Raw genomic sequence first — 13,431 nt, 5'->3', positions numbered from 1 at the left:
TCCCCCCCCCTCCTCCCCCCCGCCCCCCCCCCCCCCCCCCCCCCCCCCTCTCCCCCCCCCCCCTCCCCCCCCCCCCCCCCCCCCCCCCCCCCCCGACCACGCTGTGCGCGGTGACCGCGAGGAACCTCAGGATGCGGCCCGTGGGCGCGAGGCGCCAAAGTCCGCGTCCGGGTGGGCGAGGCCGAGGTGGTCGCGCAGGGTCGTGCCCTCGTAGTCGGCGCGGAACACACCCTGTTCCTGGAGCAGGGGTACGACCTTGTCGGCGAAGGGGTCGAGGCCGCCGGGGGTGATGTGCGGGACGAGGATGAAGCCGTCGGAGGCGTCCGCCTGCACGAAGTCGTTGATGGTCCGGGCGACGGTCGCCGGGGAGCCGACGAAGGTCTGCCGGTTGCCGGTGTTGATGACCAGCTCGCGGATGGACCACTTGTTGGCCTCGGCGAGCTGCCGCCACTCACGGGCGATGGCGATCGGATCCCGGTACATCCGCACCTGGGCGCGGCCACGGGAGATGTGCTCCTCGCTCACCACCGGGTCGACGTCGGGCAGCGGGCCCTCCGGGTCGTAGGCCGACAGGTCCCGGTTCCAGACGAACTCCAGGTGCTTGAGGGCGGTCGCACCGCTGACCTGCTGCCGGCGCACCTCTCGGGCGAGTTCGGCGGCCTCCTGGTCGGTGTCGCCGAGGACGAAGGTGGCGGCGGGCAGGATGAGCAGCTGGTCGGGGCGGCGGCCGTACCTGACGAGGCGGGACTTGACGTCGGTGTAGAAGGCCTGGCCCTCCTTCAGCGTGGAGTAGCGGCTGAAGATCGCGTCCGCGTCGGACGCCGCGAACTCGCGGCCCTCGTCGGAGTCGCCGGCCTGGAAGATCACCGGGCGCCCCTGCGGGGAACGCGGGACGTTGAACCGGCCGTGGATGTCGAAGTGCTGCCCCTGGTGGACGAAGGCGCCGGCCTTGGCGTCCCGCAGGAAGGTACCGGTGGCCTGGTCGGCGACGATCTCGTCGCCACGCCAGGAGTCGAAGAGTTCGTGCGCGGTGGCGAGGAACTCCTTGGCGCGGGAGTAGCGCTCCTCCTGCGGCAGGAAGCCGCCGCGGCGGAAGTTCTCGCCGGTGAAGGCGTCCCAGGAGGTGACCACGTTCCAGGCGGAACGGCCGCCGGAGAGGTGGTCGAGGCTGGCGAACTGGCGGGCCACCTCGTAGGGCTCGTTGAAGGTGGAGTTGATGGTGCCGGTCAGGCCGAGCCGGTCGGTGACGGCGGCCAGTGCGGCCAGCACGGTGAAGGTGTCGGGGCGGCCGACGACGTCCAGGTCGTAGATCTTGCCGCCCTGTTCGCGCAGCCTGAGTCCCTCGGCGAGGAACAGGAAGTCGAATTTGGCGCGTTCGGCGGTCCGCGCGAAGTGCGCGAATGAGCTGAACTCGATGTGGCTGCCGGCGGCCGGGTCACTCCACACGGTGGTGTTGTTGACACCGGGGAAGTGGGCGGCCAGATGGATCTGCTTCAGCGGCTTGCTCATGGTGCGGTCGTCCTCTCCGGCTGCTCAGGCGATGGCTGCTGCGGCATAGCGGTTGGCGGGGCGGGCGAGGCCGAGCAGGCCGCGCAGGGTGTCGGCCTCGTAGGCCTCCCGGAAGCGGCCCCGGCGCTGCAGTTCGGGCACGAGGTCACGGCTGATCCGGGGCAGATCGTGCCCGGCGACGGCGGGCCGCAGCCGGAACCCGGTCAGACCGCTCGCCGCCAACTCCTCCATCAGCTCCGCGAGTTGGCTGGCCGTACCGGTGAAGATCCGGGCGTCGCCGGTGTACGGCTCCCCCGCGAGCGCGTCCAGCCGCTCCCGCCTGGCCTCGGCCTCGGACCGGCTGTCGTCGAGGAAGACGACGAGGTCGCCGAAGATGTGCAGGGTGTCCCCGGCACGGCCCGCCGCCCGCTGCTCGGCGCGGATCTCGGCGACGATCGCCCGGGCCTGCTCGGCGTCGTGGGGGGTGACATAGCCGACGTCGGCCTGGCGGGCGACGAGGCGGTACGGGACGGTCCAGTGGGCGAGGGCGGTGACCAGCGGCTGGCCCTGGGGCGGGCGGGGGGTGATCGAGGGGCCCTTGACGCTGAAGTGGCGGCCCTCGAAGTCGATGTAGTGCAGCTTGTCCCGGTCGATGAAGCGGCCCGTCGCCGCGTCCCGGATCTCGGCGTCGTCCTCCCAGCTGTCCCAGAGCCGGCGCACCACCTCCACATGGTCGGCGGCCTCGTCGAACAGCTCGGTGACGATGTCCTGTGCGGCGGGGCTGTCGTAGGCCTCGATCCGGCCGATGGTACGGCGGCCGAAGTGGGCGGCCTCGTTCGGCCGGGCACTGATCTGCACCCGCAGCCCCGCGCGGCCGGTGCTGACGTAGTCGAGGGTGGCGATCGCCTTGGAGATGTGGAACGGCTCGGTGTGCGTGGCCACCACGGTCGGGACCAGACCTATGTGCCGGGTGAGCGGGGCCACCCGGGAGGCGACGAGGACCGCGTCCAGTCGGCCGCGCACCTGGTCGATGCGCTCGTCGGGGTCGAGGAAGTGCGCGGACTGCGGCCCGAGGCCGTCCTCGATGGTGACGAAGTCGAGGAGGCCGCGTTCGGCCTCGGCGATCAGATCGGCCCAGTAGCCGGCGGTGAACAGGTCCCGGGGGCGGGCGACCGGCTCACGCCAGGAGGCGGGGTGCCAGCCGGTGCCGTCCAGGGCGACGGCAAGATGCAGAGGGGAAGCGGGAGTTGAGGACACGTCGGTGCCTTCCTTGATGTCCATGACGGATGTCCGTGGCGAGAACACCGGCTCGCGAGGACAGGCGTCGGCGAGGGCGAGCGCGGCAGGGGCGGACCCGGGCCTTGGGGCTCGTCAGGCCGGGGAGAAGGTCAGTGGCGACAGAGCGCGGCGGACACGCGCTGGAGGTCTATGTGCGGCCGGGATATCAGACGGACGGAGCGGTACGGGCGCGGAGCGCGCAGCAGGAGTACACGTGTCACGCCCGTCACCTCCGTCCGTCGGCGGGGCGGGCCGGTTGGGCGACCGCCTCGCGGATCTCGTCATGAGTCACAACGCGCGGCCGACCGCGGTTGTTCCCACCCGGCCGTCCGCGATTGCTCCCACGCCGCGAACCCGCTCGCGTGTCTCCTCGCTGCGGACCCGCACGATCCGCGAGCGGCGGCGCAGGGTGAACCCGATCGACTCGTACAGCCGGACCGCCGGTGTGTTGTCCGCGGCGGCATGCAGGAACGGGCTGTCCCCGCGCTCCCGGATCCCCCACGCGACCGCCCGCACCAGCCGGGTGGCCAGCCCCCGTCCGCGGTGGTCCGGGTCGGTGCACACGGCGCTGATCTCGGTCCAGCCGGGCAGCCGCAGCCGCTCCCCCGCCATCGCGATCAGCCGCCCCTCGTGCCGTATGCCGAGGTAGGTGCCCATCTCGACGGTCCGCCGCAGGAACGGGCCGGGCCGGGTCCGGGCGACGAGGCCGAGGATCTCGGGGACGTGGGCGGGCCCGAGCCGTACCGCGTCCGGGGCGGGTTCGGCGCGCAGCGCGGTGTCGACCAACTGCACGCCCTCCGCGCTGACTTCGACCCGCCAGCCGTCGGGCACCCGGTCGACGGGCTTGATCCGTACAGCGCTTCCGGGGCCGACGAGGGCACGCAGGTCGTCCCAGGCAGCCGGGTCCGCCGGGTCGGCGAGCGCGGCGAAGGCGTAGAGGCCGTCCCGGTAGCGTGCCGCACGGCCGAGGCGTTCGGCCAGGTGGGCGTGCGGACCGGACAGCGCGGCCCAGACTGCGTTGTCGAGCACATGGGTGCCGGACGGGGCTCCGCCTCCGCGGAGGTCGGTCTGCTGGGGCACGGAGGCGGAGTCCTCTCCACTTGACTCGAACGGGGCTGTGTGGGTCAGGAGTTGTCCAGCGGCAGCCCCGGCGGGTTCACCTCGGACTTGGCGACGACCTCGTTGGAGAGGTTGTAGGCCTTGAGCCACTCGGCGTACTGACCGTTCCTGATCAGGTAGTTGATGGCGTCGGCGAGCGGCTTGGCGAGACCGCTGTTCTTCTTCGCGGTCGCCGCGATCAGGCCCTGGAGGGTCTCGCCCGCGCCGGAGAACTTGCCCGCGTTGCGGGTGGCGTTGGGCGTGTTCGCGACCTGGGTGATGTGGTACGCGATACCGGGATTGGGGCCGAAGTAGGCATCGATCTTGCCGCTGGCGAGGGCCAGGTAGGTGCTGTTGTGGTCCTGGTAGTACTTGACGTCGAGCTTCTTGCCCTCCTTGGCCAGCTTGGCCTTCCACTCCAGGAGGATCCTCTCCTGGTTGGTTCCGGAACCGACGGAGACGGTCTTGCCCGCGAGGTTCTCGTAGTTGCCGTCGAAGTTCCAGGTGCTCTTCTTCGGCACCTCCCAGGCGAGGTTGTCCTGCCGGTAGGAGGCGAACTCGTATTTCTTCTTGCGCTCCTCGGTGTCGGTGACGTTGGAGAAGGCGACGTCGACCTTGCCGCTGTCGATGCCGACGAAGAGGTTCTCCCAGGTGAAGTTCCTCAGCTCCGGCTTGAGGCCGAGAACCGCGGCGACCAGGCGGCCGAGGTCGGGTTCGGAGCCGGTGAGGGTCTTCTGGTCGCTGCCCACGTACGCCAGCGGCGGGAACCCGGCCGGCAGGGCGCCCTCGCCGATGACGAGTCTGCCGCTCTTGCGGATGGAGGCGGGCAGTTCGGCGCTGATGGACTTCACTTCGGACACCTTGATGGCGGTCTGCCTGGCGGCGCCGTTGGAGACCTGACCGACGACGACCTCGCCGGACCTGGCGCTGTCGGTGGTGGTGGCCGCGTCGCTGTTGCCACCGCAGGCGGCGAGCCCGGTGGCGAGGGTGGCGGCGGCGGTCGCGGCGGTGATACCGCGTGTCAGGCTGCTTCGGGAGAGGTGGCTGCGCATGGCTGTCCTTGTCGTTCGGAAGCTACGGGGGTCACGGGGAGGTCAGAGGACCTTGGCGAGGAAGTCGCGGGTCCGTTCGTGGCGGGGCCGGTCCAGCACCTCTTCCGGCGGGCCTTGTTCGACGATCCGGCCGCCGTCGATGAAGACGATCCGGTCGGCCACCTCGCGGGCGAAGCCGATCTCGTGGGTGACGATGACCAGGGTGGTGCCGCTGGTGGCCAGGTCCTTGATGACGGAGAGCACCTCGCCGACCGTCTCGGGGTCGAGCGCGGAGGTCGGCTCGTCGAAGAGGATGATGCCGGGGCGCAGCGCGAGGGCGCGGGCGATGGCGACGCGCTGCTGCTGTCCGCCGGAGAGTTGGCGCGGGTAGGCGCCGGTACGGTCGCCGAGGCCGACCCGGCTGAGCAGTTCCCGGGCGAGTTCGCGGGCCTCGGACCGCGCGAGCCGGCCGGTGGCGACGGGCGCGGCGGCGACGTTGTCGAGGACGGTCAGATTCGGGAAGAGGTTGAAGTTCTGGAAGACGAAGCCGATCCGGCCGCGCTGGGCCAGAATGGCGCGCTCACTGAGCTCCTTGAGCCGGCCGCCGTTGCCGCGTTTGACGCCGATCAGCTCGCCGCCGACGCTGACATGGCCGACCTCGGGTTTCTCCAGGTGGTTGATGACCCGCAGCAGCGTGGACTTGCCGGACCCGGAGGGCCCGATGACGACGGTGACCTCGCCGGGCCGCACGGTCAGGTCGATGCCGTCCAGGACGCGATGGGTGCCGTACCACTTGTGGACGTCGTGGACCTCCAGCGCGGCCGGGGTGGTCTCCAGGGTGGCGGTGGCGGTCATACGGCGGCCTCCCTGCGCAGCCGGGCCCGGAACTCGGCGAGGCCCGCGCGCGCCTTCTGAAGCGGGGTCGGCGGCAGGGCGCGGGTGGCGCCCCGCGCGAAGTACCGCTCGACGTAGTACTGGACGACGGACACGGCGCTGGTGAGGATCAGGTACCAGACGGTGGCGACCAGCAGCAGCGGCACGATGTCGCCGGGGTAGGTGCTGCCCATGGTCTGCACGGAGCCGAAGAGGTCGAGCAGCGACACGTAGAACACCAGCGAGGTGCTCTTGATCAGGCCGATGAGCTGGTTGACGTAGTTCGGCGTGATGGACCTGAGGGCCTGCGGGAAGACGATCCGGGTGAACTGGTAGCCCCTGGGCAGGCCGAGCGCGGCCGCCGCCTCGTGCTGGCCCTGGTCGACGGAGAGGATGCCACCGCGGACGACCTCCGCCGCGTACGCCGCCTCGTTGAGGCTGAGCCCGACCACGGCGACCGTCATGTCGGTGGCGAGTCTGGACTCGTCGAAGGTGACGAAGGCGGGGCCGAAGGGGATGCCGAGGCTCACCGTCTTGTACAGGGCCGAGAAGTTGTAGAGGAAGATCAGGACGACGATCAGCGGCACCGAACGCAGCAGCCAGGTGTAGGTCCAGCTCACGGCGCGCAGCACGGGGCTGCCGGACTGCCGGCCGAGGGCCAGCAGGATGCCGCCGAGGAGGCCGAAGACGGCGCTGAGCGCGGCGACTTCGAGGGTGACGAGGAGTCCGTCCAGGACGGTGGGGCGCAGGAACCAGTAGCGGAAGCGGTCCCACTGGTAGAACGGGTTCGTGGCCAGTCCGTGCAGGAACTGCGCGACGAGCACGAGGACGACGGCGCCGGCGATCCATCGGCCGGGACGACGCAACGGCTGAACTCGCTGTGGGTTTAGAGATTTTGACTGTATGTCGGCTGGTGGCGCCTCGGCGAGGGAGACGGCGGCGCCTGGGGGTTCACTCATGGCGGGCTCCGGCGGAGTCGGACACCCCGGTCGCGGCGCGCGGGCGCGGGCGCCGCGACGGCACTACGGCACGAGGCGGCGCACGGCGGCGGACGGGAACCGTGGGCAGGGCTGGCAACGGCACACCGGCGCAGCGGCGTGCGTCAGGAACACGGCGGCTGGAGAATGCAGGGCTGGAAAGGGTCGTCAGCCCCGGCAGCGGGCAGAGCCCGGTGCGGTACACAGTGCGCTGTTGACGCGGAGCAGATCGACGGCGCGGTCGGCGACGAGGAGCCCGGCGTACGACCGTACACAGCCCTGGGTGCGGCTCGCGGCCGTCCTGAGAGCTGCGTACATGGCGTCACCTGTCACTGTTCCGGCCCCGCGGGGCCCTCGCGCTTACCGAAAACGTCATTCCGGTCCGGTCGTCACCTGGGGCACCCCACCGCGATGCGAGGGTTGCCGGTCAGCGAGCCAGGGCTTGGCGCTGACGCTCATGACCGTTCTGAGCCGTAAGTAAGGCAGTTGTCCGTTCGAATGTCAACAACCGTCCGCGGAGTGGACGCCTCCCGACCGTTTCTCACCTGCGGGAAGTGTCCTCGGCGTCCGCGGCGTGGCCCGCCCAGTCCAGGATCTGGACGGCGGCCCCGGCGGCCTCCAGGCCCCGGCAACGGCCGTGGTGGCGGCGGGAGATGCCGTCGAGGTCGAGATGGCGGCCGAAAGCGGGATGGGCGGCCAGACGGCGGGCGTAGGCCCACAGGGCGCGGTGGCCGGCGATACGCTGGACGGCGGAGGCGTCGAGGTGACAGCGGTGGACGGTGTCCAACTGCACCAGGCTGACCCATAGTTCGACGTCGGCGGCGGTGAGCCGGTCGTCGACCAGGTGCTCCTCTCCGGCCAGCCGGTTCTCCAGCCGGCCCAAGGTGTCCAGGAGCACGTCCAGGGCGGCGGCCCGCCCCGCGGGGTCGGCGTCGGCCTGCCCGGCACGCTGCGCGGCCTGTTCGATCCCCTCGGCGCACATCCGCTCGACGGCCTCGATCACCGACTCCAGGCCGCACGGGTACAGGGCGGCGCGGCCCTCGTGCGGGAAGCGGTCGAGGTCGCGCAGGATGTCCCGGGCCTGGGTGCTGACGATGCGTCCGGACCAGTCGTCGCTGAGCACGGGCGCGAGGGCCGGGCCGGTGTAGCGGTGGGCGCTCGCCTCGTACAGCGGGCGGAGCGCGGAGTGGCCGCCGCCGGGACAGTCCGGTACGGCGGGCAGGACCGTGACCGGACAACTGCCGTCCAGACCGAGGAGGCTGTGTCCGACGGCGAGACGCAGCCCGTCGGGGCAGGCGGTCGACAGATGGAGCCGGTAGCGGTGCGGCACGGCGTAGTGGCCGCCGCTGCGTGCGTCCCGCCCGATCCGGCCCCGGAAGACGGGGGCGGTGCGGTGGGCGGACGGAAGGGTGGCGAGCGGAGTGATGGACATGCGTCTCCCCGGTGGTGGGCGTGCGGACGTGCGGCGTCGGCCGATGGGCGCGCAGCGCCTCGGCTCAGCGGTGGGCGCTGATCGCGCTGCAGACGCGCAGCAGGTCGATGTGCCGGCGGGAGGTGAGCAGGGGCGCGCGCAACGGCGTACGGCCCGCTAGGCCGGTGACCGTTCCGAGGCGCGTCATCATTCCCTACCCGTTCACTAGGGTTCCCACCCTGGAGTGTCGATCCGGCATCAGGCGACGTCAAGGGGGCGTCCACGCCTGGGACATGTGCGCGACCGGCCGAGAGTGTGCGAGGTCTCCTCAGAATCGGCACCATGTGACATAGTACTGCCGTGGCAAAGGGACTGACCTGCGATGTCGTGGTGGTCGGAGCCGGCATGGTCGGCGCGGCCTGCGCCCTGTACGCCGCACGGGCCGGGCTCGATGTGCGGGTGGTGGACCGGGGCCCGGTGGCCGGCGGCACCACCGGCGCGGGCGAGGGCAACCTGCTCGTCTCCGACAAGGAACCGGGCCCCGAGCTCGATCTCGCCCTGCTGTCCGCCCGGTTGTGGACACAGCTGGGCGACGAGCTGGGAGCGGCGGTCGAGTACGAGCCCAAGGGCGGCCTCGTGGTCGCCTCCTCCCCCGAGACCCTCGCCGCACTGCACGCGTTCGCGGACGGCCAGCGATCTGCGGGAGTCAGGGCCGACCCGGTGACCGCAGACCGGCTCCCCTCCCTCGAACCCCACTTGGCCCCCGGCCTCGCAGGCGGGGTGCACTATCCGCAGGACGCCCAGGTGATGCCCGCCCTCGCCGCCGCCCATCTGCTCCGCGCCTCCGGCGCCCGCCTGCACACGGGGTGGACCGTGACCGGGCTGCTGCGCACGGCCGCCGGCACGGTGGCCGGCGTCCGCACCGACCAGGGCGAGCTGCACGCATCGGCGGTGGTGAACGCGGCAGGCACCTGGGGCGGCGACCTCGCGGCGCTGGCCGGCGTCCGGCTGCCGGTGCTCCCCCGGCGCGGCTTCGTCCTGGTCACCGAGCCGCTGCCCCGGATGGTGCGGCACAAGGTGTACGCCGCGGACTATGTGGCCGACGTCGCGAGCGACTCGGCGGCCCTGCGCACCTCGCCGGTGGTGGAGGGCACGGCCGCCGGTCCTGTCCTGATCGGCGCGAGCCGGGAGCGGGTCGGCTTCGACCGCTCGCTGTCGCTTCCGGCGGTACGGGCGCTCGCGGCCGGGGCGATAGGGCTGTTCCCGTTCCTGGAGCGGGTGCGCGCGCTGCGGACGTACGCGGGCTTCCGGCCGTATCTGCCCGACCACCTCCCGGCGATCGGCCCCGACCCCCGTGCGCCGGGGCTGTTCCACGCCTGCGGACACGAGGGCGCCGGCATCGGACTGGCCGCCGGGACCGGGCAGTTGATCGCGCAGGCGCTCACCGGGAAGACACCGGAGCTGGATCTCACGCCGTTCCGGCCGGAGCGGTTCGAAGGATACGACACCGACGGAGGCGACGCACCGTGAATCCCCTGGAGTTGGCCCGGGCCGGCCCCGGCGAGGCCTTCACCGTCACCTTCGACGGGCGGCCCCTCGCGGCCCTGCCCGGGCAGACGGTCGCGGCTGCGCTGTGGGCGGCGGGGGTGACCGCCTGGCGCAGCACCCGCGGGGCCGGCCGGCCGCGCGGGGTGTTCTGTGGGATCGGGGTGTGCTTCGACTGCCTGGTGACCGTCAACGGACGCGTGAACCAACGGGCTTGCCTGGTGCCGGTGCGGCCGGGCGATGTGATCCGCACCCAGGAGGGAACGGGACGGGACGATGACTGAGCGAGCGCATCTCGCCGTCCTCGGGGCGGGCCCGGCGGGGCTCGCCGGGGCACTGGCGGCGACCGCACGGGGCGTACGGGTCACCCTCGTCGACGCGGCCGAGCGGGCGGGCGGCCAGTTCTACAGGCAGCCCGCCCGGGCCCTCGGTGCTCGCCGCCCCGAGGCCCTGCACCATCAGTGGAAGACCTGGGAGCGGCTGCGGGACGGCATCGACCGGCACATCGCCGCCGGACACATCACGTACCTGACGGGCCACCATGTGTGGTGCGTGGTACGCGAGTCGGGCACCTTCACGGTGCACGCCCTGCGCGGCCCCGACCAGGAGGAGGGAGTCGCCGTCCACGCCGACGCCGTCCTGCTCGCCACCGGCGGGTACGAGCGCGTGCTGCCCTTCCCCGGCTGGACGCTTCCCGGTGTCGTCACGGCGGGCGGCGCGCAGGCCATGCTCAAGGGCGGCCTGGTGCTGCCCGGCCGCAGGGTCGTGGTCGGCGGCACCGGACCGCTGCTGCTGCCGGTGGCCACGGGGCTCGCCGCGGCCGGGGCGCGGGTGGCCGCGCTGGTCGAGTCCGCCGACCCCGGGGCCGTACTGCGCCGTACACCGGCCCTGGCGGCGGAGCCCGGCAAGCTCGCCGAAGCCGCCTGGTACGCGGGGCAGTTGCTGCGGCACAAGGTGCGAGTGCTGGCCCGGCACACCGTGCTGGAGGCGCATGGCACCGACCGCCTGGAGGCGGTCACCGTCGCGGTGCTGGACAGGGAGGGGCGGATCAGGGCCGGCAGCGCTCGCCGCATCGCCTGTGACACCCTCGCCGTCGGACACGGCATGCTGCCGCACACCGACCTCGCCGAGACCCTCGGCTGCACCCTGACCGGCACGGACGTACGGGTCGACGACGAGCAGCGCACCGACGTGCCCGGGGTCTGGGCCGCGGGCGAGACCACCGGGATCGGCGGCGCGGCCCTCGCGCTCGCCGAGGGACACATCGCGGGCCGCTCGATCGCCGCCCGCCTGCGCGGCACCTCCCCCGACCCGCGGTCCTGGGCGGCGGCCGCCCGGGCCAGGACCCGACAGCGGGCGTTCTTCGCGGCCCTGGAGGCGGTGTACGCGCCGCCGCCGGGCTGGGCGGACCGGATCACGGACGACACGGTGGTGTGCCGGTGTGAGGAGGTCACCGCCGGTCAGGTCCGTACGGCCGCCGATGGGCTCGGCGCGGGTGATCTGCGCACCGCGAAACTGCTCACCCGGGCCGGGATGGGCTGGTGCCAGGGCCGGATGTGCGCGCCCGCGGTGGCCGGCCTGACCGGATGCCCGCTCACTCCGGGCCGCCGGCCCTTCGCCCGGCCTGTACCGCTCGGCGTCCTGGCCGCGCTGCCGGAGGACTGAACACCCGGACCGAATCACCCGACCGAATCACCCGGAACCGAATCACCCGGACCGAGCCGGACCAAGACCTGTCCACAGGTCACGGCACTCAGTAATATGTCACACCTCATTGAATGGGGGATCCCCGCATGGCCCAGTCACCGATCCGCCCCTGGCGCGGCGTGCTCGTCGCCACCGCCCTCCCGCTGCGCGACGACCTCTCGATCGACTACGACCGCTATGCCGAGCACTGCGCCTGGCTGGTGGCGGGCGGCTGTGACGGTGTCGTACCGAACGGCTCGCTCGGCGAGTACCAGGTGCTCACCTCCGAGGAGCGCGCCCGCGTGGTGGAGACGGCCGTGGCGGCGATCGGCGGCGAGCGGGTGATGCCGGGCGTCGCCGCGTACGGCTCCGCCGAGGCCCGGCGCTGGGCCGAGCAGGCGGGCGAGGCGGGCTGCGCTTCGGTGATGCTGCTGCCGCCCAACGCCTACCGCGCCGACGAGCGTTCCGTCCTCGCCCACTACGCCGAGGTCGCCCGCGCGGGGCTGCCGGTGGTGGCGTACAACAACCCGATCGACACCAAGGTCGACCTGGTGCCCGAACTCCTCGCCCGGCTGCACGGCGAGGGCCACATCCACGGCGTCAAGGAGTTCTCCGGAGACGTCCGCCGCGCCTATCGCATCGCCGAACTCGCCCCGGAACTGGACCTGTTGATCGGCGCCGACGACGTCCTGCTGGAGCTGGCCGTGGCGGGCGCCAAGGGCTGGGTGGCCGGCTACCCGAACGCACTCCCCCGGGGCTCGGCGGAGCTGTACCGTGCCGCGACGGCCGGGGACCTGACCACCGCCCTCCCCCTGTACCGGCAGCTGCACCCGCTGCTGCGCTGGGACTCACGAGTGGAGTTCGTGCAGGCGATCAAACTGTCCATGGACGTCGTCGGCCGGTACGGCGGCCCGGTGCGCCCGCCGCGCGTGCCGCTGCTTCCCGAGCAGGAGGCGGCGGTCCGCGCGGCCACCGAGAAGGCCGTCGCAGCGGGCCTCGCATAAGCCGGGAAAGGGAGTCCGACCATGCGCAGCAAACTCGTCCTGCACGCCGTCGACTCGCACACCGAGGGTATGCCGACCCGGGTGATCACCGGCGGGATCGGCACCGTACCGGGTGCGACGATGAACGAGCGGCGGCTGTACTTCCGGGAACACCGGGACCCCATCAAGCGGTTGCTGATGAACGAACCGCGGGGCCACTCCGCGATGAGCGGCGCGATCCTGCAGCCGCCGACCCGCCCCGACTGCGACTGGGGCGTCATCTACATCGAGGTCTCCGGCTATCTGCCGATGTGCGGGCACGGCACCATCGGGGTGGCGACCGTGCTGGTCGAGACCGGCATGGTGGAGGTGGTGGAGCCGGTGACCACCATCCGGCTCGACACCCCGGCGGGGCTGGTGGTCGCCGAGGTGGCGGTGGAGAACGGGGCCGCGCGGAACGTGACCCTGAAGAACGTGCCGTCGTTCGCCGTGGCCCTGGACCGCAAGATCACCCTGCCCGACGGGCGCACGGTCACCTACGACCTCGCGTACGGCGGCAACTTCTACGCCATCCTCCCGCTCGACGCCTTCGGGCTGCCCTTCGACCGCGCCCGCAAGGACGACATCCTCGCGGCCGGCCTGACGCTGATGGACGCCATCAACTCCGAGGCCGAACCGGTGCATCCGGAGGATCCCTCCATCCGCGGCTGCCACCACGTCCACCTCTACGCGCCCGGCGCGACGGCACGCCACTCCCGCCACGCGATGGCCATCCACCCCGGCTGGTTCGACCGCTCCCCCTGCGGCACGGGCACGAGCGCGCGCATGGCGCAGTTGCACGCGCGGGGCGAACTGCCGCTGCACACCGAGTTCGTGAACGAGTCCTTCATCGGCACCCGGTTCACCGGACGGCTGCTGGGCACGACAGAGGTCGCGGGCCGCCCGGCGGTCCTGCCCAGTTTCACCGGCCGTGCCTGGATCACCGGCACCGCCCAGTACCTCCTGGACCCCACCGACCCCTTCCCGGAGGGCTTCGTCCTCTAGCCCGTCCTCTAGACTCC

General features: G+C 72.3%; 15 protein-coding genes and 1 riboswitch. Of the genes, 5 read left to right on the top strand and 10 right to left on the bottom strand.

Annotated elements, in window-relative coordinates:
* Nucleotides 1–126 precede the first annotated feature (126 nt).
* The 10 genes from ACZ5NH_RS07115 to ACZ5NH_RS07070 form a co-directional block, all read right to left on the bottom strand.
* A complete protein-coding gene (locus ACZ5NH_RS07115; RefSeq protein WP_468773330.1) occupies nucleotides 127–1,509 on the bottom strand; it encodes an NtaA/DmoA family FMN-dependent monooxygenase in 1,383 nt (460 codons plus the stop codon).
* A gap of 24 nt (nucleotides 1,510–1,533) precedes the next feature.
* Nucleotides 1,534–2,769 (bottom strand): LLM class flavin-dependent oxidoreductase, encoded by a 1,236-nt coding sequence (locus ACZ5NH_RS07110; RefSeq protein WP_468773329.1) that lies wholly within the window; start codon nucleotides 2,767–2,769, stop codon nucleotides 1,534–1,536.
* A gap of 107 nt (nucleotides 2,770–2,876) precedes the next feature.
* Nucleotides 2,877–2,987 carry a putative leader peptide gene (locus tag ACZ5NH_RS07105; RefSeq protein WP_468773328.1) on the bottom strand — a complete coding sequence of 37 codons (111 nt, stop codon included), beginning with the start codon at nucleotides 2,985–2,987 and terminating at the stop codon, nucleotides 2,877–2,879.
* A gap of 67 nt (nucleotides 2,988–3,054) precedes the next feature.
* Nucleotides 3,055–3,846 carry a GNAT family N-acetyltransferase gene (locus tag ACZ5NH_RS07100; protein WP_468773327.1) on the bottom strand — a complete coding sequence of 264 codons (792 nt, stop codon included), beginning with the start codon at nucleotides 3,844–3,846 and terminating at the stop codon, nucleotides 3,055–3,057.
* 44 nt (nucleotides 3,847–3,890) lie between these two features.
* Nucleotides 3,891–4,916 carry an ABC transporter substrate-binding protein gene (locus ACZ5NH_RS07095; protein WP_468773326.1) on the bottom strand — a complete coding sequence of 342 codons (1,026 nt, stop codon included), beginning with the start codon at nucleotides 4,914–4,916 and terminating at the stop codon, nucleotides 3,891–3,893.
* Nucleotides 4,917–4,958: 42 nt separating this feature from the next.
* The gene (locus ACZ5NH_RS07090; protein ID WP_468773325.1) at nucleotides 4,959–5,750 is read right to left on the bottom strand and encodes an amino acid ABC transporter ATP-binding protein; all 792 of its coding nucleotides are present in this window, start codon (nucleotides 5,748–5,750) and stop codon (nucleotides 4,959–4,961) included.
* Complete coding sequence (locus ACZ5NH_RS07085) at nucleotides 5,747–6,727, bottom strand: amino acid ABC transporter permease (RefSeq protein ID WP_468773324.1); 981 nt, start codon at nucleotides 6,725–6,727, stop codon at nucleotides 5,747–5,749. Before ACZ5NH_RS07085 ends, ACZ5NH_RS07090 begins: the two co-directional genes overlap by 4 nt.
* Before the next feature lie 186 nt (nucleotides 6,728–6,913).
* On the bottom strand, nucleotides 6,914–7,063 hold the full coding sequence (locus ACZ5NH_RS07080; RefSeq protein WP_468773323.1) for a hypothetical protein: 150 nt from the start codon (nucleotides 7,061–7,063) through the stop codon (nucleotides 6,914–6,916).
* Nucleotides 7,064–7,096: 33 nt separating this feature from the next.
* Nucleotides 7,097–7,208, bottom strand: a riboswitch (SAM riboswitch).
* A 78-nt stretch (nucleotides 7,209–7,286) separates the two neighbouring features.
* Nucleotides 7,287–8,177, bottom strand: coding sequence for a glutathione S-transferase C-terminal domain-containing protein (locus ACZ5NH_RS07075; RefSeq protein ID WP_468773322.1), 891 nt, complete (start codon nucleotides 8,175–8,177; stop codon nucleotides 7,287–7,289).
* 64 nt (nucleotides 8,178–8,241) lie between these two features.
* A complete protein-coding gene (locus ACZ5NH_RS07070; protein WP_388626761.1) occupies nucleotides 8,242–8,364 on the bottom strand; it encodes a putative leader peptide in 123 nt (40 codons plus the stop codon).
* 152 nt (nucleotides 8,365–8,516) lie between these two features.
* On the opposite strand from ACZ5NH_RS07070, the gene ACZ5NH_RS07065 reads away from it, so the two are divergent.
* From ACZ5NH_RS07065 to ACZ5NH_RS07045, 5 genes are all read left to right on the top strand, one after another.
* Nucleotides 8,517–9,686 carry an NAD(P)/FAD-dependent oxidoreductase gene (locus tag ACZ5NH_RS07065; protein WP_468773321.1) on the top strand — a complete coding sequence of 390 codons (1,170 nt, stop codon included), beginning with the start codon at nucleotides 8,517–8,519 and terminating at the stop codon, nucleotides 9,684–9,686.
* Entirely contained in the window at nucleotides 9,683–9,985 is a 303-nt protein-coding gene (locus ACZ5NH_RS07060) for a (2Fe-2S)-binding protein (RefSeq protein WP_468773320.1), read from the top strand. Before ACZ5NH_RS07065 ends, ACZ5NH_RS07060 begins: the two co-directional genes overlap by 4 nt.
* A complete protein-coding gene (locus tag ACZ5NH_RS07055; protein ID WP_468773319.1) occupies nucleotides 9,978–11,366 on the top strand; it encodes an FAD-dependent oxidoreductase in 1,389 nt (462 codons plus the stop codon). Before ACZ5NH_RS07060 ends, ACZ5NH_RS07055 begins: the two co-directional genes overlap by 8 nt.
* Before the next feature lie 128 nt (nucleotides 11,367–11,494).
* Complete coding sequence (locus ACZ5NH_RS07050; protein WP_468773318.1) at nucleotides 11,495–12,391, top strand: dihydrodipicolinate synthase family protein; 897 nt, start codon at nucleotides 11,495–11,497, stop codon at nucleotides 12,389–12,391.
* Between the two features lie 21 nt (nucleotides 12,392–12,412).
* Nucleotides 12,413–13,414, top strand: a complete 1,002-nt coding sequence (locus ACZ5NH_RS07045; RefSeq protein WP_468773317.1) for a proline racemase family protein — start codon at nucleotides 12,413–12,415, stop codon at nucleotides 13,412–13,414.
* Nucleotides 13,415–13,431 lie beyond the last annotated feature (17 nt).

The sequence above is a fragment of the Streptomyces sp. NPDC031426 genome (genome assembly GCF_055581585.1).
This window is presented reverse-complemented; position numbering and strand designations above follow the sequence as displayed.